A 21916-nucleotide genomic window follows, 5' to 3' on the forward strand; every position below is an offset into this window, starting at 1 on the left:
TTTGTACAATATAATATAAATAAACAGGCTTGAAAAAGGCTTTATTTTGCCAACGCTATTTCAAGTTCTTAAAATTATCAGTTTTACTATAAGGTTTATATCCCTATGAGTGAAAAATATAATCTGGCAGCTATCCGGAAAGAGTATACGTTGCAAGATCTGACGCTTGAGCAAACCGCACCTGAGCCTTTTACCCAGTTTCAGCAATGGCTTGCCGAAGCTCTGGAAGCAAAAGTACCCGAACCCAATGCCATGCATTTAGCTACTGTATCGGCCAATGGCCGGCCTTCGGGTAGAATTGTACTGCTAAAAGGCCTTACAGAAAAAGGGTTCGTATTTTTTACAAATTACCAAAGCCGCAAAGGACAAGAACTGGCCAGTAACCAGTGGGCAAGCCTTACCTTTTTCTGGCCAGAATTAGAAAGGCAAGTGCGTATAGAGGGCAGCACGGAACTGATTTCTGCTCAGCAGTCTGATGCGTATTTTCATAGCCGCCCCCGTGGCAGCCAGATCGGGGCATGGGCCTCTCCACAGAGCCAGCAAATTCCTGGCAGGCAGGTCCTGGAAGAAAATACTACCCGTCTTAAAGAAGAATTCGGCCAGGAACAGCTTATTCCCCGTCCGCCACATTGGGGAGGCTACTGTATAGTGCCTGATAGCATAGAATTCTGGCAAGGCCGCCCTAGCCGCCTCCACGACCGCATTGTGTATACTAAAACGGCAGAGAATACCTGGCAAAAACACCGTTTGGCTCCTTAAGCTGATGTCATTAATTAGTGCTCCTTGGTTTTGATAAAACTTATTGCCAACAACTAACTCTATTTAATTCGCTGATTAGGTTATTCTGCAAGTAACACTTTTTCCTTCAGGCTGATAAAATTAGTCAAGATGGCGGCTCCGGCAGGGCCGCTTTTTTCCGGGTGGAACTGGCAGGCATAGAAGTTTGCTTTATGCAGCATGGCACTAAAGGGTTCTATGTAGTGCGTGGTGGCAATGGTGTATTCGCTAAGCGGTGCATAATAACTATGTACATAATATACATAGGCATTTTCCGGCAAACCTTTCAGTAGTTCACTCTGGTAATCGGTTAGTGTATTCCAACCCATATGTGGAATTTTTAATGACTCTCCGCTGGCTGTACGGGCTTTTTGACTATCGAAGCGTTTTACGGTAAGATCGAAGATGTTCAGGCAATCGGTATTGTTTTCTTCGGAGAACCGGCACATGAGTTGCAAACCCAGGCATACACCTAAGACTGGTTGCTCCAATGTAGGAATAAGCTTATCTAATCCTTTTTTCCGGAGGTAATACATGGCGGTACTGGCCTCTCCAACACCCGGAAAAATAACCCGGTCTGCCGACCGTATCACTTGTTCGTCGTCACTTAATATAGGCTCTATGCCCAGGCGTTGTAAGGCGTATGTAACCGATTGAACATTGCCTGCATTGTATTTGATAATTACTATTTTCATAAGATGGCACGGGTTATTTATGTATTATCTCCTCCGGTAGGTACAAAGATAGACACAGGAAAAGACAAAGTATCAGGCGTTGATTGGTTTTGTGTAAAACGTATACTTGCTATATGAGTCCATCGCCGGCTTTGCTCACACAGATTTAAGTAACAGCGAATTTTTTACTTCTTGTTCTATATGTCTTTCAATTTCACCTACCGAGTTGAATAATTGCTCATAAGAATCAATGACGAAGTATTTTTCCTGGTATTTATCTTTAATATACGGCGTATCAATAATTTCTTTTACCTGATAAGGCACTCGCTTAGGTATATTACTCTCCAGCGAATAGTTGGTTTCTCCTGTAGAAGACAATATGCCTGCCCCATAAATTCGCAGCTTCCCCTGTTCTCGTATGAGACCAAATTCTACAGTATACCAGTACAACCTGGATACTAGTTCAATCGCCAGTTCATTATCAATATATTTTAGGGCAATGCGGCTTAAGCCCTGTAAAAAATTACACAAATCCGGGTTGGTAAGCAGCGGAACATGGCCAAAAACATCATGAAACATATCCGGCTCTTGCAGATAATCCAGCTGACTCATTTTGCGGAGCCAGGTAGTGGCACAAAACCGCTTGTTATTCATCAATTCAAAAAACTCTTTGTTCGGAAGCAATCCTGCCACTACATGCAGTTGCCAGCCAGTATAGGTGTGTAATATCTTGTTAACCTCCTCAAAATTAGGAATGTGGTCAGCCGTAAAGTTTATCCTCCGGATTCCCTCCAGGTATTCTTGAGAGGCTGCATTGGGCAAGTTAACAATTTGCCGTTCAAACAGAATCCGCCACACATGCTGATCTTCTGCTGTGTATTTGTCATAGTGCTGTCTCATCTCTATACGATTTTAATTATACCCATTATACTATTTTAAACAGAAATTATACCATTTATGTTGTACCAGATAGAAGCAAAAAAGCCTGACTCTTTCCGGAATCAGGCTCTCTATAAAGGTTAGTTAATATCTAAACTAATTTTTAAACAGACCACTATATTCCGAAAGGTGTTTCCGGGCATGATAATATGCATAGTGGTAAGTACGGGTAAATTTCATAGAGAGTAAATATTGAAAATTACTTTTGTAAACCCAAATTTATGAGTCAAAAAATTTAGTTGCCATTTAATCTCTTTCTAAATTACTGGTGACCTTTCTAGCACTTGGCTTTGCCGGAAAGTTTACAAAAACTGTATATTTTCTGACAGATTCAAGTATATTTCAATCACATTAGTTAACCCCTGCTTTTTATCCCTATGGCAAGTTTCACTCCTGAGAAAAAATTTATACGCATATTATCAATAGATGGCGGCGGCGTCCGGGGAATTATACCCGGGCAGATTCTGGCCAAACTGGAACATAAACTTCAGGCAAGAACCGGCGACCCCGAGAAACGACTGGCCGACTACTTTGATTTTTTTGCAGGCACCGGAACTGGGGGCATCTTAAGTTGTGCGTATATTACCCCTTTGAAAGAAAAAATACGGACACCCAGATTTTCTGCCAGCCAGATTGTAGATTTCTATATCCGGTATGCAGGCGCTATATTTGACAACACGTTCGACCACAAACTTATTACATTAGGCGGTTTGCTAGATGAGCAATACAGCGCTGTAGGGATGGAAAAAATGTTTGCCGACTATTTTGAAACCATTCAGCTGAGCCAGCTGCTAAAACCTTGTGTCATCACATCGTATGATATCCACCGGCGGCGGGGGCATTTTTTTACACAACATACCGCCAGCCGGCCTTCCTCCGATTTTTATGTACGCGATATAGCACGGGCCACATCTGCTATTCCCACCTATTTTGAATGCAAAGAGATAGCTTCTTTGTCTGGCGTAAGTTATCCGCTGGTGGACGGAAGCATTGTAGCGTATAATCCGGCATTATGTGCCGTTGCCGAAGTGAGTAAAGTATTCTATGGCAGCCAGGCCAGAACACAGCAAGCCACCCTGCCTGCTATGCTCATTTTATCGCTAGGTACCGGTCTTCCAAAAATGCAATACAGCTATGAAGATGCCAAAGACTGGGGACTGGCAAAATGGGCGCGTCCTCTCCAACGCATGACGGCTTCGGCCAATGCGGAGGCCGTAGATTATCAATTACAACAGTTGTATACTAGTATAGGGGCAAGGCAACAATACCTGCGAATCAATCCTGAATTACCAATAGATGTGGCTGCTGAAATAGATAATGTACAACCGCAGAATTTGCAAGCCCTGAAAGAGCTGGGAGATACCACTTTTGAAGCAATGGAACTGGAACTTGATAAATTTGTAAGTCTGATGTTGGAAGAAGAATAAAAGAATTAATTCAAACCCATTTGTCAGGCATCATTAATCATGCATCATTGGCTGTATTGATGAATAATTTGCTGTAGTTGCTCATGCAGGAGAGGTGCAGCAGCACAGAATGTATAGTTTAGCTTATCTTTCGTCAGTGGGTTAGTATAATCCATAGGCTTGCCAAAAAAATCGGTATACTTCCCTCCTGCCTCTTCTACTAGTATATGAATCGCTACATTGTCCCAGATGCGGCTGGTACGGTTCAATACGGCTCCGTAGCTCCCTCTGGCTAGCATGGCCAGGTCAAACACGCTATTGCTGCAACGCAGATTACGGATACGCAAGACAATTTCGGCTAACAAGCGGCATTCGGTATAGGTAAGCGTAGGGTTTTCCTGGTGACCGTCCACTCCATAAGCGACCAAAGCAGCTAACAGGTTATTTTGCTCTGTGACTGCCAGTTTTTGTCCATTGCAATAAGCTCCTTTGTTTTTCTCAGCAATATACATTTCCCCAAATGCGGGCAAGGCTATACCACTGGCTATAGGGGTGGCATCTTCCAGCAAGCCAATCATTATACCATAGGTAGGTATGCCATTGGCAAAATTACTAGTGCCGTCTATAGGATCGACCACCCAGGTAAAAGCTGAACCTTTATCGAGTACACCTGCTTCTTCATCAATAATATTGTGCGTAGGAAAAGACTTTTCTATAGATTCTATTATTTTCTGGCCAATTTCCAGGTCAGTCTGGGTAAGCACCTGGTTGTTATCTCCTGTCTTAATAGTAGTGGCTACTTTGCCGAAATTTCTGGTGGCAATACCTGAAACAAGTGCTAAAGTCTGATTCAAAAAATTAGTATAGTGCATAAAGGGATTTTGGTTTAATAAAGAAATATAATTTGCATATTATCAATTTTATTTTTAACTTTAAATTGTTACAAAACAACAAATAACTCTCAGGTTATCTGTTTGAAAATACCCCTCACTGAGGCATAGGTGCTGGCAAATCAACAAAGCTCCCATCTGTCAGCACCTTGCCTCATTTTTTTGTTTCCTGATATCTATACTGCGGCTATAAAAGTAAAAATCCTCACCATTTGATGAGGATTATCTGTTTTATATCTAGTACAAGCAAATTAATGGATAGTGGCGCTTATAGCCTGCCGGGCTTTCCGGATATCTTTATTTAGCGTATCTGATTCTATTAATCCATCGCGCAGGCGTATAATGCGGTGAGCGTACTGGGCAATATCTTCTTCGTGGGTTACCATAATAATGGTATTGCCCTTGCTGTGCAGATCTTCAAATAAGTCCATAATCTCATAAGAAGTTTTAGAGTCCAGGTTACCGGTAGGTTCGTCAGCCAGTACAATACTAGGGTTATTTACCAAGGCTCTGGCAATGGCCACCCGTTGCCGCTGCCCCCCGGAGAGTTCATTAGGTTTATGTTTCGCCCGGTCTCCCAACCCTACGCTTTTTAAGGCTTCCAGAGCCATTTCGGTGCGGTCAGCTTTGTTGTAACCGGCATAAATCAGGGGAAGAGCTACATTCTCCAGTGAGGTAGACCTTGGCAAGAGGTTAAATGTCTGGAAAACAAACCCAATTTCTTTATTGCGGATTTCGGCCAGTTCATTTTCAGACATATCACTTACATCCTTGTTGTTAAGTATATAGGTACCACTGGTAGGTGTATCCAGGCAGCCAACTATATTCATCAACGTAGATTTCCCGGAACCTGACGGCCCCATAAAAGCCACATATTCTCCTTTATCAATAGATATGGTGATCGACTTTAATGCTTCAATTACTTCGCTACCCATTACATACTTTTTAGAGATGTTACTTGTTTCTATAATCTTCATAAGTAAATAAATGTGTTTGAAATGGCATGTTTACACTTGCTATAGTGGCAAGCTGGTGGTTAATCGTTAGAACATACATGTTGGATGCATGAGTAGGCTGTGCAGCTAACACAACTTCCAACAATATACAAAATTTATTCCCAACCGGAAAGCATATTTTCTATAGAAGCTCTTTTTGCTTCATAAACCCGCAGGAATGATTGATAGTCGGCAGCACCTGTCAGAAACTGCAATTTATCGAGGTTTTCTTCGGCATACGTAAGCAGGCGCATTTCCAGGCATTGCAGAATATATGTTTTGAGCAACTCCGGCGAGAGTGGATGTAGTTGCAAGGCTGTAAGGCTAATCTGGTAGCCTTGTTCTGGATTTTCCCGGGTGGTATTGTAGAAATTAACAGCAAAATTGACGGTTGCAGGGTCCGTTGGAAGACGTTTTAAAGCCAGCCGGTAATACTGATCTGCCTGGGCATATTGTTTTGCTTTTTCGTAGCTTCTGGCTTTCCAGAATAATTTCTCATCTACATATTCCTGCGGCACATTGGCTGAATCTATGGCAGCCAGCCGAGGCGTAGCATCATTTTGCACATACAGCAGGTGCAATTGAATAGCTTTTACAAGGGCTTGTAATTCTTCACTAATTCCCCTAGACCTGGAAGCCAGTTCCAGCAACTGATTTGCTTGTATTAAACTATCCCTTTGAATATATTTTTCTGCTAGTCCGGCCAGGGCCCTAACCCGGTATTCTGCGGTGGCTATATGGCCAGCTACTTGTGGTAGAAGTATGTCTTTGCTAAAATGTACCAGCAATGCTTTTCCTGCGTCGTCTAGTGTAACTGCTGCTGAAGATGGTTGGCCGGTTAGAATTGCTTGCCCTATCGTTTGCATCTGAGCAGCAGTCGTTTTCATTTCTTCTGCTGCCTGCTGCCCCACTGATGACCAGGCTACCAAGGCTTCCGGCCATTGACCAGCTTCGGAAAGAGCAATAGCATAGTTTGGTAGCGAAGTACTATCGCCTAAATCAGCGGCTGCTTTAAAGTGGGTAGCAGCGCCAGTAAAAATATTTTGCTGCAAGAGCCACAAACCCAGAATTTTGTTAAAGTAAATGCCTCTGGAAGGTTTGCCTGCTACAATCAGATTTAATTGATCTAACCCTCGTGCCCGGTCGTTGGCGTAGTATTCATAGGCGGCTTGTGCCAGGCGAAGATCTTCGGAGAATATGGCGTTTCGTTCAATAGTTTCCAGCCTGGTAATAAGCTTAACCAGGCTGCTATCCGATGTACGCTTGTGATGCAAGGTATAGTTGAATAAATACGCAAAGCGTTCACGGGTAAGTACAGAGTCTGTAGCAAAACCTGGGAGCAGGGTGGCTTCCTCAGTCAAATCAGCTAGTTGTGCTAATACCAGGCGGTTATTTTGCAACGATACATCCTGGCTGACAGGTTGCTTTGCCAGCAAAGAATCGGTGTTGATTGGATAGAGGTTTTTGTTCTTGATCCAGAAGGCCAGTAAGTTCGTGTGCACTACCTCCGGCTTTGAGGTTAGTTCTGCCGCCTGGGTAAAATAGTAGTAAGCGGAATCAGAAATATTGGTCTGGTTGTAGAGCAGCCCAAGGTTATTGTGTAATTCACCACTTCCGGGAAATTTTTTTATTCCCTGCTGTAAGTTAAACAGTGCTTCAAAGATTAGTTCTTCCTGCTGATAAATATCACTTAAACTGCCGTAGGTATAGGAAGACGTATTTTTTATGGTAGCTTGTTTCAGATGCGTAATAGCAGATACTTTGTCGCCCTGATTCCGGGCCAGGGAAGCAATAGCATAATTAGATTTATGGTTCCGGTAATCGTACTGTACCCCTAACCGGTAATACTGCTCAGCCAGGAAGTAATCTTGCTTCAGTGTATAAAAATCGCCCAGGTTGTTAAAATAACCTGCAACTGATTGGTATACCGGATAAAAGTTGGCATAAAATAGCATAATTGCCACAATTATCACACTTAAGGCCCGGGCATAATAGAATGGGAAAGCTTTCGGCTGATACACTACCCGGTGTACCGCCAGGCCTTGCTGCATTGGGGTTTTGAAATTAACCAATACATAGGCATAAAAAACAATCCCCATGGCCAGATGGCTGAACAAAATAGCATCTTCAAACATTTCGATCATAGGATCGTTGGCGGTGGCAAAAAAATAGGTGATGGTGCTAATAGTGATCAAGGCTAAGCCCAGGTAAAGAAAAGCGCCATATGGAGTAAAAGGGATGATATTTTCAAAGGTACCGCTACGCTTACGGAATCCCCATAGCCCCAGAACCAGTGATATAGCCAAAACAAAAAAGGCATTCAGGTAAAAAATATCCCAGCTGATAACGACTGAGTTATGCAGATACGCCAGTAATACATTAAACAGGTAAAAAAACGTAATTACCGTAAAATGGGTAAGGCTATTGTCGCCGCCAAAACCTCCTCCCTTAGTTACCAGATACAAAAATCCATGAACAATCTCTTGGGCTACTACTAAGATAACTACCACACTCAACGCCACTGGCACAATAATACCATGGCTAATGAGGGATAATGCAGGATAGGTACTTTCAGAAAAAAAGGCAATAACAAGTGCTAACACAGCCGTTAATCCGGCAAAAGAAAGAAATTGCAAAGGAAAAGAAGTATGGCTACGGAAAGCATGGAAGTAATAACTCAGGCCTCCATACAGGGCTACTGCCACTATAAAAAAAGTACTGTTTTTCCACCCGAAAACTTCTAATAAATCCAGTTTGAAGCTTGCCAGCATCAGGATGAATATGGCCATTGCCCCAATATACCAGAAACGCGGCAATACGGAAATCAGGCTTAATAACAGGACTATACTCAGGGAAATAACGCCTAACAGGCCATACATGGCCCAGGGATTCACTTGCATCAATGAGGCTACAAACTGCTCGGTTACATAGTACGATTCAAGCTCCACATTGAAATTAAATAGTCCCTTAGTAAAACTATCTATAGGCAACCCAATTTCCTGCAACTGTGTAGCCGGAAACCAGCTGAGTATGGTATCTCTACCCTGCAAGTGAAAGAAGGCACCCAGCACCAGCATGAGTAAAACAAGCAGTAAAATCAGAATATAAAATGCACGGTATGGATTTCGCCAGTTTTGCCAGAAGAAGAGTGGTTGATCAGACATTCAGAAGCAGGACAATGTAATAGAAAGGCGCAATATATTAATTCCGAAAGAAATAGCCATTGTTCCATAAGCTATGCCTATGTAGGATAATGACAGAAAAAGCAGCTTATTCTATTACTTTGGGTACCCTGAAATAATCGGCATCTTTTTTAGGTGCATTCAGCAAAGCCCGGTCATGCGGCAAGGGAGGTTTTGCTATATCTTCCCGCATCACATTTACTTCTTCCGACATATGCGTAAGTGGCTCTACATGGGTGGTATCAATCTCATTTAATTTTTCTACCCAGGTGAGTATTTCATTCACACTGTCCAGCATCTCTTTCTCAGAATCCGGGTTGAATTCTAGTCTGGCCAGATGGGCTATTTTCCGAAGCGTTTCTCTGTCTGCTTGCATAAATAAATAAAATGGTGGTGAGAGTAGTAAGAGATAAATGGCTATACAAAGCCATTCTGTTAACAAGTAAACTTATCAGGTATATAACTTATTGTATGTCAAGATTTAACTTTTTCTGCTTGCTCTGTGGCTTTTTCTTGAACAAAGGAATATTTCTTTAACTCATTGTCAATTACCTCATAGGTCATCTGTTTTAACACAGGCATATGCTCTATGGTCATGCCCTGGGTAGAAATAGGCGGATGCACAATAGCTTTAATTTCGTGCCGGCGGAACAACAAGCCACTGTCATCGGGTAGTACATACCAGTTATAGGGAAGGGTAATGGGTACAATAGGTACTTGCTTTTCAATAGCCATGCGGAAAGGACCATCCTTGAAGGGAGTCATCTGTGGTGGATTTTTGCTGACAATTCCGCCTTCCGGAAAAATCATGAGACTGCGGCCTTTATCCAGTGTTTCCAGGGCTTTGTGCATGGTTTTGTAGCTGCTCATCCGGCTGCTGCGGTCTACCGCAATATGCAACCTGGTAAACATATACCCAAATAACGGCAGCTTTGCCAGCGAACTCTTCCCGATAAAAGCATAATAGTGGTCCAGCACCACGCCCATTACGGCAATATCCAGAACAGATGTATGATTAGCACAAAATATATACTGTTGTTGCTTATTAAGCCTGGCCTGGTGAATAACATGAATGGGTAGAAAGCATAGGGGAAAAAATAGTTGCCCCCAGAGCCTGTTCAGATAATGTGCTTTCGGATGCCATTTTTCTTTTTGCAGAAACAGATAAAAAAATGGGTACAGCAGCAAAAACAAGCTTAAAAACCAAAAGTAGCACCAGAATGAATAAATTCTCCTCAGCAGGACCATATCCTTACAAAATTAGGTTTTTTCTCCTGCTGCGCAAAATTTCATTCTAAAAGATTAACGGCCGGCAAACCAAGTGAATGGATAACCAGCTGTAGAAAAGCAAAACAGATAGTGGAGAATTACTCACAAACTACTGGCTTATTTTTCTGCAACCTTCCTTAAAAAATACCCGTATAAGAATAATTGTAAAGTTTTACAGAACATTTTTTTCTCGTAAGCTTTCCAGTATATTTGTACGCAATAGTAATTTTTTTCGCAATTCAAATCCACTAATCGTAACCACTATGAATAACCAGAAAACGCTTTTGAGTTTTGTACTTGGTGCAGCTGCCGGTGTAGCAGCTGGTATGTTATTAGCTCCTTCTACAGGCAGCGATACCAGAAAAAAAATAGTAGACACCGCTAATTCATTAAAAAATGACTTAGGGGGCCAGTTCGGAGATACCATTAACAAATTCTCTGAAATTACTGACTCTGCACTAGCTACTATTACCAGCTACACAGGAAAAAAAGGTGGCAAAACCGGAACTACCGCAGGCCCTAACAAGACTACGACTACTACGTCTACTCCATCTCCAAACCCTACAGGACAATTATAAGATTCCTGTCTGAACCGAAAGAATTAAAAGCCTCCTATATGGAGGCTTTTTTTATTATCTGCCGCCTGCCACTACTTCCAGCATACTGTCGGGCTGCAAATAAGTGTTGGACAGGCGTAGCAAGTCTTGCGCCGTGGTATGCAGGATGTTTTCAATATAATGGTCGAAAAAGTCGTAGGTTAATCCTTCGAAATAAATGGTTTTGAAATTGTCGGCAATAGCAAAGGGAGAATTTAAGGAGCCGGCAAACGAACCGATCATATAATTTTTTACGGTTTGCAGTTCCTCCTCTCCTACTGGCTCTGTTTTTAATATTTCTATTTCCTTATAAATTTCATCTATTGTCAGGCCGGTAAACTCTTTTTTCACATCCGTACCAATCACTAAAAACCCTTCTTTGCGGAGTGTAACCAAGTTAGAGGAAATACCATAAGTAAAACCTTTTTCTTCCCGTATATTTTTCATGAGCCTGGAGCCAAAATAACCGCCAAACACTTCATTCAATACCAGCATCTTAAAATAATCCGGATGTTTGCGGGTAAACAGCCTTTTGCCCAGCCGGATACTGGATTGCAGGCTGCCTTCTTTTTCCAGGGTTTCTTTATTATTGGGTAAGGAAGGCACTACCGGATTTATGAAACTATTGTCCGGAAGTGGTGACGTTACTGGTACCTGCTCAAATGTATTTCTGACGAGTGCAAGTGTATGATCATCAATGTTTCCGCATAAAAGTATATCGCAAGCCTGGCTACGGATAGCAGACTGGTAATATTCCCGCAGCTGCGGTGCTTCTATGTGTGCAATATCCTGTTCGTACAAATTGCGTCCATAGGGGTGCATTTCACCAAAAAGTAACTCCCGGAACCTGGTTTGCGCCAGATAAGAGGTTTTTTCGGTGTTTACTTTTAAGTTCTGAGTAGTTATCTTTTTCAGATTCTGTAGTTCTTTCTCTGGAAATATAGAATCAATCACAATTTCCTGTAGTAAAGGCAGAAGTTTAGGCAGATGCTTTATAACCGTATACAAGGTAACATTTACCCTGTCTTGCCCATGGTTAAATTCAATGAAGGCCCCGTACTGATCCACATACTCATTAATTTGCCGGGCTGAACGTTTGGAAGTACCTTCATTCATCATTTTAATAGTAAAATACGAAGTACCTTTTCCGGTTTCGAACCAGTTACCAGCTTTAAAAATCAATTCAATCCGGATAACCGGCTGCTCTCCTGCATTAAGCCAGTGTAGCTGATAGCCGTTAGCCAGTGTCTGGCTTTGGACCTGGGGCAAATGTACTTTTTCGAGTGTCTGGAAAGCTGGTGGAATACTTCGGTTTAGCATGAGTGAGTTGGAGGTTTACTAGATATATACGCAGATAATGGCATAAAAGTACCAATAGCTCTGTACATTTCAGCAAAACTCAGCGACATTTTACCAAATAATTACTACAAAGGAAGCACTACGCTGAGAAAGCAAGAGGGCTGCATATAAAAAATACCAGTTGAATTCTACGTATTACTTGTTTAGGCGTATACCACTACTGTTTCTACGAGCTTATCGTGGGAAGTCTGGTAATTTTTTTCCCAGTAAAATTGAAAAAAGCCCAGTAACAACAAGGAAGCAGAAGAAGAATAACCGGAGAAACGTTCAAAACTGTTCCACAAGGTAATGGGTTCCCCATTTAACTTTACTACTTTTATGCGTGCCATCCGTTTGCCCGGCGTTTGCCCCTGCCACTTCCAGGTGAACATAGAGAAATAAAACATACCTCCCAGAAAACCTCCAATAAAGGTGAAGACATTATAAATATCTTTGAACGGATGAAACAGGGAAGCGCCCTGTACATACTTCTCCGACATTGCGCCATATTCAGTAGGAGAAAGTATCCCCATAATAATACCGGCCAATACGATCACTGACAGCACTATAGGCGCATAAATGATGAAATAAATATACCAGTTGAGGTGCTTGGTAAGGCGTGTCCGCAGGCTTTGTTCAACATTATATTTTTCCAGTTCCGTATCCAGTCTGTGCAAATTGTAGCGGATAAAAGCAGAACTACGGCTTAATGTTAGCCGGTAGCGCTTATTTACGAATAGAAATACACACAGCACTAGCACACTCAACCACAAATATTGGGTACAGGCCAACACAATCGCCCAGTCTATGGCATAGGCTACCGTTCTCCGCCCGAAAGATGCCAGCCTGATCCCTTGTAGTTTGGAATCTATCCGGGCATGATGTACATCAAAATACTTTTTCATAAGATGGTCTGAATCTGATCTGCTAGTTTACAATTTTTGTTGCAGGAATTCCAGAAAAAAAGCCACACCTTTTTAAGGTATGGCTTTCGTCTGTTAAACTAGTATGTTCCGGTAAAAGCAAATTACCAGGTCCGTGTTTTTAGTAGTTCGTCCATCTGTGCCCTGGTCATTTTTAATTTTCCCGGGTTGGCATCCAGCCACTTGGCAAAATCCGCTTCTATTTCTTTAGACCACCGGGTATCAATCTGTCCTGGAGTATATTTTCCCTCTTTCAGGCGCATATGGCCAAATTCGTCGCGTAAGGTAATTACTTCAGAGGTTTGCACCACGGTTTCTGCCAGGTGGGCAGGCACAAAGAGAATACCTCCTTTTTTGGCCAGTACAATATCGCCAGGCAATACCGTAGCAGGTCCTATTTGTATAGGCACGTTTACGCCCGTCAGCATGGTTTCTGCAATAAAAGAAGGGTGAAAGCCCCGCACAAAAGCATTGAAGCCTTCAATTTTAGATAGTCCTTCTAAGTCCCGCACGGCACCATCGAACACCACCCCGTTTTTAGATTTGGCATAAATAGAATTTCCTAAATTATCGCCAATAAGGGTTCCGTCGGCAATTTTCCCATAGGCATCGGCTACATAGATATCACCGGTGCTTAGCATATCTATGGGCCAGGAATTAGTGCCTCCAATCCGGCCTTCCTTTTTACCATTGGCTATTAGTTTATCTTCTACATCGGGCCTTTTGGGCATGTATTGGGCCGTAAGTGCCCGGCCTACCATTACCTGGTCTGGGTGAATCATTTGCCAGTCGCCGGCAAACTGATTGTTATAACCGGCACCTCTTACCACACTCCAGGCATTCTCCAGCGATACGTCTTTCATTCTTTCCAGAATATTATCCGGCACTTTGGGGCGGCCATCGGGAAACCGCTCGCCTTTCCATTGAGCAGTAAAGCCTGTAATAGACTCTTTGGGTAAGGCAACAGACTGTGCACGCAGGGAGGTTGAAAAAAGCAAAAAGAGAAATACTGTACTAAAAAAGGATAGTTGTTTCATTAACGGATGGTTCATGGTTAATTTATAATGCGGCTAAATTTTTACGCAAATTTACAGGAGTATCCCGAAAGGTAATATCAAGAATGCTTCCTGGTAGAAAAATCTGGCTGGTTTCAAGTAAAATATATCGTCTATCTATTATTGAACCTATCATGATTTTCTTTTGAGTATACCTTTCTAGCCCATTTTTATTCTTTTGCCAGATAAGCATCTACATCTTTCTGCGTGATGGCTAATTTTTTGGGATATTTGGCCACCCAGGCCCGGAATTCATTTTTTATTTTATCTGACCAGTCGCCATGTATTTCTCCGGATGGGTATTTGCCTTGCTGCAAAAGTACCCGTTCAAACTCATCGCGTAAAGCCACCATTTCAGAAGAGGAAACCAGGCCTTCTACCAGATGGGAAGGAATAAAAATTACGCCATATTTATTTGCCAGCACCACATCGCCCGGAAATACAGTAACCTCTCCTATACGGATGGGGGCATTAATAGAGGCAGGAGTCATATCTTTAATGTAGGAAGGATGCTGATCTTTCACCCATCCATTAAAGCCTTTGGTTTCAGATAGTTCCTGCATATCTCTTACTGATCCGTAGAAAATTACGCCTTTCCCTGTTTTCCCATAGATCGCATTTCCCAGGCTGGAACCAATTAAGGTACCATCTTTTACTTTGCCATAGCCATCGGCTACGTATACATCGCCTTTGGTTAATATATCAATGGGCCATATATTAATTCCGCCTTTCTGGGAGCGGCCTTCCGCTTTTCCTTGTGCCCGTACCAGGCTATCTAAATCTGGCCGTGAAGGCATAAACTGGGCAGTAACTACGCGACCAGTCATTACCTGATCAGATTGGATAATAATCCAGTCTTTTTCTACCTGGTTACGGTAACCTTTACGGTCCAGATAGCCCCAGGCTTGCTCCAGGGTAACATTCTGTAAACGTTCCAGCACAATATCCGGCACTTTTGGGCGGCCATCGGGAAACCGCTCGCCTTTCCAGTTGGATGTAAGAGCCGTAACATATTCCGGGGAGGAGCCTACCCGCTGTGCCTGGGCTATTACTCCGCTAAGTATAAAAGCAGCAACTAGTAATATTCTATTATTCATGCGTATATCATTTAGTAATCAAAAAAATGGTGATATTGTAGTTAGTATGTATCCCTTAAAGCGTGGCAATGGATCATCAGCCTATTTGCTCATCGCCTAAGCAGCACATTTACTCAAGTAGTAATCTTTTTTTCTTTTACCACATCTTTTTTCTCATCAACTTCCTCTTTGATTGGTTTGCCCCGCCACCAGGTTGCCAGCGAAGATCCGGTAATATTCATCAGTGGGCCGAATATAGCCGGAGCCAGCCCTACGGTGGCTACTTTACCCATTTGCAGGGCAATGGCTGAGGCTAACCCACCGTTTTGCATACCTACTTCTATAGCTACCGTACGGCACGAACGTTCGTCAAGGCCCACCAAACGGCTAAACCAATACCCAAGGAGATAGCCACAGGTATTGTGAATAAAAGCCACCAGTATTAAAACTAGTCCAATAGCTAACAGGCTATCGCGGCCGGCAGCCGTAATAATAGTGATAATGAAGGCTATTCCGATCATAGATACCAAGGGCATGGCATCGTCCAGCCATTTGGCTTTGCCACTGAGCAGTTTATTAAATAACAAACCTGCGCCAATTGGAATAATCACCATCTTTACAATATCCCACATCATGGCCCATACATCCACGGCTACAAATTCACCAGCCAGCAGTTTCATTAACAAAGGAGTCATTACAGGGGCCAGTAAGGTAGCAATGGCCGTAATAGTTACCGAAAGAGCCAGGTTCGCATTAGCCAGGTAAGACATCACATTAGAAGCCAGTCCGCTGGGAGCCGAGCCAATTAATATTATCCCGGCAGCAATTTCGGGAGGAAAATCAAACACATTGGCTAATATAAAACCTATGCCAGGCATGATGGAAAACTGGCAGATTAAGCCGACCATAACTGCTTTGGGCATTTTAATTACACCAGCAAAATCATTCAGGCTCATAGCTGTTCCCATCCCAAACATAATGATCTGCAAGAGAGGCACAATTAAAGTTTTTAGCTGAAACCCATTTAGTTCCACAAAATACGCAGGGTAAAACATAGCTACAGTAACGGCTGCAAAAATGGAAATAGTGTACGAAAACCCTTTGATGGCAGGAAACTTTCGAACCCCAATAGCCAGTAAAATAAAAAATAGTATACAGAAAGGCCCTACTTCCGTGCGGTATCCCATAGCCAGCATACCTAACACGACTGCCAGGCAAACCAGGGCAGCCACCAGGGCAACTGTATAAAGCTTGTTCGTTTCTTTCATAAAATAAAGGCTAAGCGGTAAAAAATTCCTGCGTTCTCTCCGAACCAACAGACAAAGTATAGAAAGGAATAATGAAATAAAAGATTTCTATGAAAATTTTGACCAGTACAAATAGATTATACAAAGAACGGCATGTCTTTGGTGGCATACTTTTTCATGCCTTCTTCATTGATTTCCACCCCGATACCTGGCTTTTCTGACAGCGGAATAAATCCGTCTTTTACCATCGGGCCATCGAATGTAACAATCTCTTTAAACATAGGGTCTTCGTGGAAATAAATCTGCCACTCCAGTATCAGGAAGTTTGGTACGGAAGCACATACATGGCTGGCAGCCATAGCCCCCAGGTAAGAGGCCACCATGTGCGGGGCAAAGGGCACATAATACAGATTAGCCAGATTGGCTATGCGCTGACCTTCACCTAAACCTCCGGCTTTTTGCAAGTCCGGCATAATAATATCCACGGCTCCAATCTCCAGCATCCGGCGGAAACCATAGGCCAGGTAATGATTTTCGCCTGCACAGATGGGTGTAGTGGTAGAATCGGTGATTAACTTATAGGCCTCCACGTTTTCTGCCGGAATGGGCTCTTCCAGGAACATCAGATTCAGAGGCTCCATCATTTTAGCTACCCGTTGCCCGGTGGTCATGTCGTAGCGGCCATGCATGTCTACACACATGTCAATTTTAGGTCCTATAGCCTCCCGTACAGCTGCCATCTGGTTATACATGCGTTCCAGTTCGCCGGGGCTGGCCGTCCAGTTATAGCGGTCGTATTTGTTCGGATCATTAAATTCATCTATATCATATTTTACAGCTGTAAAGCCCATTTTTACTGCTTCCTTAGCACTATCTGCAAAATGTTTGGGTGTTTTATCGATATCCCGGTAGGTGCCGGTATCGCAATATACGCGAACTCTGTCGCGGAACTTACCACCTAATAACTGGTAAACCGGCAGGCCTAGAGCTTTTCCGGCCAAGTCCCACAGAGCCGTTTCTACAGCAGAAAGCACGGCGATAAACATACCCGACTGGGCACCTTCAAAAAATCCGGAGCGGCGGATGTCTTCAAACAAGCGGTGCACATTTAGGGGGCTTTTATCTTTAATGCGCTGGCCAAACATTTTTACCAGATGATAAGTACCCGGTGTAGCATCTACTGCCTCTCCACAGCCCCAGATATTCTGGTTGGTATATATTTTCACAAACAAGCTATGGCCATTGCGTATGTATCCACATTTAATATCCGTGATTTTCAGGTTAGAAGGCGCAGAGGACATAGGAGTTCTTTCAATAGCATTCTCTAAGCCCTGGCCAAAGCTGCTACTGATCGCAGAAGCAGCCATTGCGGTGGCTAAAGCACTTTTTGTTAAAAAGGAACGGCGGTTATAATTAGTCATTGGGTATAAATTAAGGTCAAGGTTAAGAATAAGTGTATAAAATAATGAAGACGATTTTCTGCAAAGCTGATTACCAGGTGCGGGTTTTCAGCAGTTCCTGAATTTGTTCTTTAGGTACTGGCAGTTCGTTAATATGGGCATTAAGCCAGGCAGAAAAGTCTTTCTCTATTTCTGGCGACCACCTGGTATCTATCTGGCCGGGTGTGTATTTTTGCTCGCGGAGCCGCTGGTGCCCAAACATATCGCGTAACCTGACTACTTCTGACGTTTTTACTACCTGCTCTACCAAGTGAGGAGGAACAAAGGTAACGGCACCATCACGGCCCAAGACTACATCCCCTGGCAATACCATTACTTTGCCAATACGGGTAGGCCGGTTGATGCCTACCAGTGTAGTATTCAGGTTGCCTTCCTGGTTATGGTGCGATGGATGATAGCTGCGGAAGAAGGAAGTAAACGAGCCTAATTCTTTTAATCCGGCAATATCCCGTACGGCCCCTTCATACACAATGCCATTTCCGGTTTTAGCATAAATAGAATTGCCCAGGTTATCGCCAATCGTTGGGCCATCTTCGTGCATACCAAACTGGTCTACTACATATACATCGCCTTTCACCAGCATATCAATTGGCCATGAATTTTGAGATTTGATGCGGCCATCTTTGGTATGTCCTTTTTCATCGGTTACCCGGTGCACATCTGGCCGTCCTGGCATAAACGTAGCCGTCAGTGCCCTGCCTACCAGTACACTATCCGGATTGATGCATTGCCATCCTTCGGCATATTGGTATTTGTAGCCCTTGCCTTTCATGACGGCCCAGGCTTCTTCATGGGTTACTAATTTCATTCGTTTGATTAAATCATCCGGTACTTTGGGCCGGCCATCCGCAAACCGTTCGCCTTTCCACTCAGGTGTTAGAAAAAGCAGTTCTTCTTTGGATATTTGCTGGGCCGAAACAATAAAAGCTTGTATCAGCAGGAAAAAAAGTAAGCGTAAATGGATACTATAGTTCATGATAAGAAAGATTATTACGTAGGTATAGGTTGCTGTTCAATATCCTATTATAGATGCGTAGCATCTGATAAAAAATTCTATGGCCGGATGGCGGTGCCATTCCGTTTTCGTACCTGGGTCCAGTTGTTGAGTTGCTTATCAGGCAGAGGAAATTTGGCTGCCAGCTTTTCATTGATATCTACTCCCAGGCCTGGGGCTTCATTCACATACATATAGCCATTTTTTACATAAGGGCTACCAGGGAATATTTCTTTTAAGGTATCCGAAAAATTTACAGACTCCTGAATACCAAAATTCCAGACAGCAAAATCTATATGTGCATTGGCCGCATGGCCTACCGGAGAAACATCTCCTGGCCCATGCCAGGCAGTGAGTACATTATACCATTCGGCCAGGCGGGCTACTTTCATGGCAGGAGTAATACCGCCAATCTGGGAAATATGAATGCGGATAAAATCGTATAGCCGCTGTGAAATAGGCTCCAGCCATTCATGCGGACTATTAAAAAGTTCTCCCATGGCTATGGGCACCGCTGTTTGCTGACGCAACAATTTAAAGTACCCAATGTTCTCCGGAGAAAAAGGATCTTCAATAAAAAATGGGCGGTACGGTTCTAATGCTTTAATAACATTGATGGCCTCCATGGGCTGGATACGTTCATGAATGTCGTGCAGGATTTCCACATCATCGCCGCATTTTTTTCGAACTTCTTCAAACAACTTGGGCAATATGCGCAGGTATGGACGAACATCCATAAAGTTGTCGTCTTTGTGTCCAAAGCCGGCCTCTTTAAAATCCGGTTTTTGCGCCATATGTAAGGCTCCGTAGCCACCAGGCTGAATGCGTACATGCCGGAAACCCTGGTCCATAAATTTTTGCACATTATCCGCCACCTCTTCCGGCGATTTACCGTCTGCATGTGCATAACAATCTATGCCAAAGCGGCATTTACCACCTAAAAGCTGATAGACCGGCATGTTGGCCCGTTTTCCTTTAATGTCCCACAGGGCCTGGTCTAAGCCACTTAGTGCATTATTTAACACAGGACCATTGCGCCAGTAGGAACTAACGTAGGTGGTTTGCCACATGTCTTCAATATTATCTACATCTTTTCCCTGGCAAAAGTCATTGAGGTAATCGTTAATGGCAGAAACGACCGTATGTGCCCGTTGCCGGAAAGTAGCACAACCCAGGCCATACAAACCAGGCTCGGTGGTTTCTACTTTTACTACAATCAGTTCAATACCATGCGGACAGGTGGTAATGGCCTTTACACTTTTGATTTTAATAGGCGGCATCCCTTTCAGATACGAATGGTTTACTGTGCCATAGCCCGGACTTGCCGAACCCAACATGCCTGATAAACCAGCCACTGAACCCAAGCCTATTTTTTTTAATACGTCACGGCGGTTTTGTTGCTTTGTTGATTCCGGATCAATCATGAATGATGTAGAAAGGTGTAAAATTAATAGAGGATGGATGCAACCGGCCATTTCTTACTTGCTATGTTCCGGTCACATCCATTAGTTTGTTTACTGCTGTTATTTATCCCACCATACACGGGTGTCTAATCTATCCAACCCTTGACGGCTAACTGCTTCCTGATAATTACCAGAGTTTACTGAAAGTTCAGCATCCGGATAGGTAAGCCTGCGGATAAAATCTTCTGAATCAATGTCGTTGCGTAAAGGGTTGGGAGGTAAATTTGGAAAACCACTGCGGCGGAAATTGGCAAAGGCTTCAGGCCCATTCAAGAAAGAGGCAACCCAGTATTGGGTATTGATCTGTTCTAAAGCTTTGGCCGGGTCGAACGGATTTGCCGCCAGATACGCGTCTATGGAAGTAGCAGGAACGGCTGCATCAGCGTAAGCACTCAATTGTTCCATATGTGCTTTAATTCCATTGGTGTATAAAGCGGCGGCATCTCCTGTTACCCATCCACGTACTACCGCTTCTGCCAGCAGCAATTGTGTTTGTGCATAGGTCACCAGGAAATTAGGTGCGTCATTTCTACCCATTCTGTTTCTGTCTAACTGGGAGAAATCATAAAAACTAGCCAGACCTTTGGCCGTAACAACCGAAGCGATTGAGGCATTATCGTAGCCCATAGGCATCCCTATTTGTACCGTAGTATCTCTGTTAATTCTGGCGGCTACCTGTTCTGCACCATTTTTTGCCCCCACATACCTCACCGCAATAGAAGCCAGGCGGGGATCTTTGGCTGCTTTTAAATACTTTACAAAGGTTTCTGTCAGGTAATAGTTATTGGCTTCAGTAGAGTTTAACGTGTTCCCTACGGCATTCATGAAAGCTGCTGTATGACGGATGAACGCATTATCTGCATTAGATTGCATGACGCCAGCTGCAGCGGCTTTGGCTGCGTATGATTGGGCTTTAGCAGCATCTGCTTTAGTCAGGCGCATAGCTGCCCGCAGTAGCAGAGAATAGCCCAAACGCCTCCATTTAGTAATATCTCCGCCATATAATGCATCCTGTGTTTCCAGAGCCTTAGCAGCATCCAGTCCGGCAGAAGCCTGATCCAGTTCCGTTAAGATAGTTTCATAAATATCCTGCTGTGCATCATAGGAAGGGGTTACTACATTATTTAAAAAACCCTGGCCAGCTTCCGTAAACGGAATGTCGCCGTAGGTGTCTGTTAAGATCATGCCGGCATTTGCATGGATAATCCTGGCCATATTGTACAAATTAGAGCGTGCAGGATTATCACGTGTCTTGGCTATCACATCGGCTGTGTTTTTCAACACGTTCCTGTAATAGTTTTCCCACAGGCCACGTGTTACCGGACGGTTATCTTCATTAAAATTTCCTCCGGCAATAACGCCTGAGTTCGGCGACACAATTTGCTGTACTATGGCTAATTCGTAGGGAAGCGTAGTGCCCGGAGGGGCTGTATTCACGATGGCTGTGTTCAGCGAAAACAATGGATTAATAGCGGTAGCCAGGTTTTTATTGGTATTTAATTCGTCAAACCCATTGTCACATCCTGCCAGCATCCCTAAGGCAGTACACAAGCCTAAGATATATTTAGTTGTTTTTCTCATGGTTAATTCATTTAAATTATTGCAGACCAACTCTTCAGGTATAAATTATCT

19 protein-coding genes are annotated in these 21916 nt (G+C 43.3%); 3 read left to right on the forward strand and 16 right to left on the reverse strand.

Features of this window, described 5'->3' with window-relative positions; all coding sequences use genetic code 11:
• Positions 1-105: 105 nt before the first annotated feature.
• The gene (gene pdxH, locus Q0590_RS00430; protein ID WP_302035493.1) at positions 106-759 is read left to right on the forward strand and encodes a pyridoxamine 5'-phosphate oxidase; all 654 of its coding nucleotides are present in this window, start codon (positions 106-108) and stop codon (positions 757-759) included.
• An 80-nt stretch (positions 760-839) separates the two neighbouring features.
• Here the strand turns inward: pdxH and hisH are convergent, their stop codons facing one another.
• Together hisH and Q0590_RS00440 are read right to left on the reverse strand one after the other, a co-directional pair.
• Complete coding sequence (gene hisH, locus Q0590_RS00435; protein ID WP_302035494.1) at positions 840-1472, reverse strand: imidazole glycerol phosphate synthase subunit HisH; 633 nt, start codon at positions 1470-1472, stop codon at positions 840-842.
• A gap of 135 nt (positions 1473-1607) precedes the next feature.
• A complete protein-coding gene (locus Q0590_RS00440; protein ID WP_302035495.1) occupies positions 1608-2351 on the reverse strand; it encodes a phenylalanine 4-monooxygenase in 744 nt (247 codons plus the stop codon).
• 416 nt (positions 2352-2767) lie between these two features.
• Between Q0590_RS00440 and Q0590_RS00445 the strand changes: the two genes are divergently transcribed.
• Positions 2768-3817 carry a patatin-like phospholipase family protein gene (locus Q0590_RS00445; protein WP_302035496.1) on the forward strand — a complete coding sequence of 350 codons (1050 nt, stop codon included), beginning with the start codon at positions 2768-2770 and terminating at the stop codon, positions 3815-3817.
• A gap of 44 nt (positions 3818-3861) precedes the next feature.
• Here the strand turns inward: Q0590_RS00445 and Q0590_RS00450 are convergent, their stop codons facing one another.
• The 5 genes from Q0590_RS00450 to Q0590_RS00470 form a co-directional block, all read right to left on the reverse strand.
• Complete coding sequence (locus tag Q0590_RS00450) at positions 3862-4668, reverse strand: inositol monophosphatase family protein (RefSeq protein ID WP_302035497.1); 807 nt, start codon at positions 4666-4668, stop codon at positions 3862-3864.
• A 269-nt stretch (positions 4669-4937) separates the two neighbouring features.
• On the reverse strand, positions 4938-5663 hold the full coding sequence (locus Q0590_RS00455; RefSeq protein WP_302035498.1) for an ABC transporter ATP-binding protein: 726 nt from the start codon (positions 5661-5663) through the stop codon (positions 4938-4940).
• 134 nt (positions 5664-5797) lie between these two features.
• Positions 5798-8845, reverse strand: coding sequence for a tetratricopeptide repeat protein (locus tag Q0590_RS00460; protein WP_302035499.1), 3048 nt, complete (start codon positions 8843-8845; stop codon positions 5798-5800).
• Between the two features lie 106 nt (positions 8846-8951).
• Positions 8952-9239, reverse strand: coding sequence for an Asp-tRNA(Asn)/Glu-tRNA(Gln) amidotransferase subunit GatC (gene gatC, locus Q0590_RS00465; RefSeq protein WP_302035500.1), 288 nt, complete (start codon positions 9237-9239; stop codon positions 8952-8954).
• Positions 9240-9337: 98 nt separating this feature from the next.
• Entirely contained in the window at positions 9338-10051 is a 714-nt protein-coding gene (locus Q0590_RS00470) for a lysophospholipid acyltransferase family protein (RefSeq protein ID WP_302035501.1), read from the reverse strand.
• Positions 10052-10395: 344 nt separating this feature from the next.
• Here Q0590_RS00470 and Q0590_RS00475 point away from each other — a divergent pair, with 344 nt between their 5' ends.
• Positions 10396-10710, forward strand: coding sequence for a YtxH domain-containing protein (locus Q0590_RS00475; RefSeq protein ID WP_302035502.1), 315 nt, complete (start codon positions 10396-10398; stop codon positions 10708-10710).
• A gap of 54 nt (positions 10711-10764) precedes the next feature.
• Here the strand turns inward: Q0590_RS00475 and Q0590_RS00480 are convergent, their stop codons facing one another.
• The 9 genes from Q0590_RS00480 to Q0590_RS00520 form a co-directional block, all read right to left on the reverse strand.
• Positions 10765-12048, reverse strand: a complete 1284-nt coding sequence (locus tag Q0590_RS00480) for a M16 family metallopeptidase (RefSeq protein ID WP_302035503.1) — start codon at positions 12046-12048, stop codon at positions 10765-10767.
• A gap of 182 nt (positions 12049-12230) precedes the next feature.
• The gene (locus Q0590_RS00485) at positions 12231-12971 is read right to left on the reverse strand and encodes an RDD family protein (RefSeq protein WP_302035504.1); all 741 of its coding nucleotides are present in this window, start codon (positions 12969-12971) and stop codon (positions 12231-12233) included.
• 122 nt (positions 12972-13093) lie between these two features.
• Positions 13094-14041 (reverse strand): RraA family protein, encoded by a 948-nt coding sequence (locus Q0590_RS00490; RefSeq protein WP_302035505.1) that lies wholly within the window; start codon positions 14039-14041, stop codon positions 13094-13096.
• A 173-nt stretch (positions 14042-14214) separates the two neighbouring features.
• Complete coding sequence (locus Q0590_RS00495) at positions 14215-15141, reverse strand: RraA family protein (RefSeq protein WP_302035506.1); 927 nt, start codon at positions 15139-15141, stop codon at positions 14215-14217.
• 113 nt (positions 15142-15254) lie between these two features.
• Positions 15255-16388: a bile acid:sodium symporter family protein gene (locus Q0590_RS00500; protein WP_302035507.1), complete on the reverse strand. Its 1134-nt coding sequence runs from the start codon at positions 16386-16388 to the stop codon at positions 15255-15257.
• Between the two features lie 116 nt (positions 16389-16504).
• Positions 16505-17788, reverse strand: a complete 1284-nt coding sequence (locus tag Q0590_RS00505) for a mandelate racemase/muconate lactonizing enzyme family protein (protein ID WP_302035508.1) — start codon at positions 17786-17788, stop codon at positions 16505-16507.
• 70 nt (positions 17789-17858) lie between these two features.
• Complete coding sequence (locus tag Q0590_RS00510; protein WP_302035509.1) at positions 17859-18803, reverse strand: RraA family protein; 945 nt, start codon at positions 18801-18803, stop codon at positions 17859-17861.
• Positions 18804-18880: 77 nt separating this feature from the next.
• Positions 18881-20245, reverse strand: coding sequence for an enolase C-terminal domain-like protein (locus Q0590_RS00515; protein ID WP_302035510.1), 1365 nt, complete (start codon positions 20243-20245; stop codon positions 18881-18883).
• Positions 20246-20344: 99 nt separating this feature from the next.
• A complete protein-coding gene (locus Q0590_RS00520; protein ID WP_302035511.1) occupies positions 20345-21865 on the reverse strand; it encodes a SusD/RagB family nutrient-binding outer membrane lipoprotein in 1521 nt (506 codons plus the stop codon).
• Positions 21866-21916 lie beyond the last annotated feature (51 nt).

The sequence above is a fragment of the Rhodocytophaga aerolata genome, from assembly GCF_030503435.1.
Classification (GTDB): Bacteria; Bacteroidota; Bacteroidia; order Cytophagales; family 172606-1; genus Rhodocytophaga; species Rhodocytophaga aerolata.

What these genes read in the sequence shown, in the direction of transcription:
- pdxH (WP_302035493.1), top strand. Translation starts at nt 106, where the DNA reads ATGAGTGAAAAATATAATCTGGCAGCTATCCGGAAAGAGTATACGTTG.
- hisH (WP_302035494.1), bottom strand. Translation starts at nt 1,472, where the DNA reads ATGAAAATAGTAATTATCAAATACAATGCAGGCAATGTTCAATCGGTT.
- Q0590_RS00440 (WP_302035495.1), bottom strand. Translation starts at nt 2,351, where the DNA reads ATGAGACAGCACTATGACAAATACACAGCAGAAGATCAGCATGTGTGG.
- Q0590_RS00445 (WP_302035496.1), top strand. Translation starts at nt 2,768, where the DNA reads ATGGCAAGTTTCACTCCTGAGAAAAAATTTATACGCATATTATCAATA.
- Q0590_RS00450 (WP_302035497.1), bottom strand. Translation starts at nt 4,668, where the DNA reads ATGCACTATACTAATTTTTTGAATCAGACTTTAGCACTTGTTTCAGGT.
- Q0590_RS00455 (WP_302035498.1), bottom strand. Translation starts at nt 5,663, where the DNA reads ATGAAGATTATAGAAACAAGTAACATCTCTAAAAAGTATGTAATGGGT.
- Q0590_RS00460 (WP_302035499.1), bottom strand. Translation starts at nt 8,845, where the DNA reads ATGTCTGATCAACCACTCTTCTTCTGGCAAAACTGGCGAAATCCATAC.
- gatC (WP_302035500.1), bottom strand. Translation starts at nt 9,239, where the DNA reads ATGCAAGCAGACAGAGAAACGCTTCGGAAAATAGCCCATCTGGCCAGA.
- Q0590_RS00475 (WP_302035502.1), top strand. Translation starts at nt 10,396, where the DNA reads ATGAATAACCAGAAAACGCTTTTGAGTTTTGTACTTGGTGCAGCTGCC.
- Q0590_RS00480 (WP_302035503.1), bottom strand. Translation starts at nt 12,048, where the DNA reads ATGCTAAACCGAAGTATTCCACCAGCTTTCCAGACACTCGAAAAAGTA.
- Q0590_RS00485 (WP_302035504.1), bottom strand. Translation starts at nt 12,971, where the DNA reads ATGAAAAAGTATTTTGATGTACATCATGCCCGGATAGATTCCAAACTA.
- Q0590_RS00490 (WP_302035505.1), bottom strand. Translation starts at nt 14,041, where the DNA reads ATGAACCATCCGTTAATGAAACAACTATCCTTTTTTAGTACAGTATTT.
- Q0590_RS00495 (WP_302035506.1), bottom strand. Translation starts at nt 15,141, where the DNA reads ATGAATAATAGAATATTACTAGTTGCTGCTTTTATACTTAGCGGAGTA.
- Q0590_RS00500 (WP_302035507.1), bottom strand. Translation starts at nt 16,388, where the DNA reads ATGAAAGAAACGAACAAGCTTTATACAGTTGCCCTGGTGGCTGCCCTG.
- Q0590_RS00505 (WP_302035508.1), bottom strand. Translation starts at nt 17,788, where the DNA reads ATGACTAATTATAACCGCCGTTCCTTTTTAACAAAAAGTGCTTTAGCC.
- Q0590_RS00510 (WP_302035509.1), bottom strand. Translation starts at nt 18,803, where the DNA reads ATGAACTATAGTATCCATTTACGCTTACTTTTTTTCCTGCTGATACAA.
- Q0590_RS00515 (WP_302035510.1), bottom strand. Translation starts at nt 20,245, where the DNA reads ATGATTGATCCGGAATCAACAAAGCAACAAAACCGCCGTGACGTATTA.
- Q0590_RS00520 (WP_302035511.1), bottom strand. Translation starts at nt 21,865, where the DNA reads ATGAGAAAAACAACTAAATATATCTTAGGCTTGTGTACTGCCTTAGGG.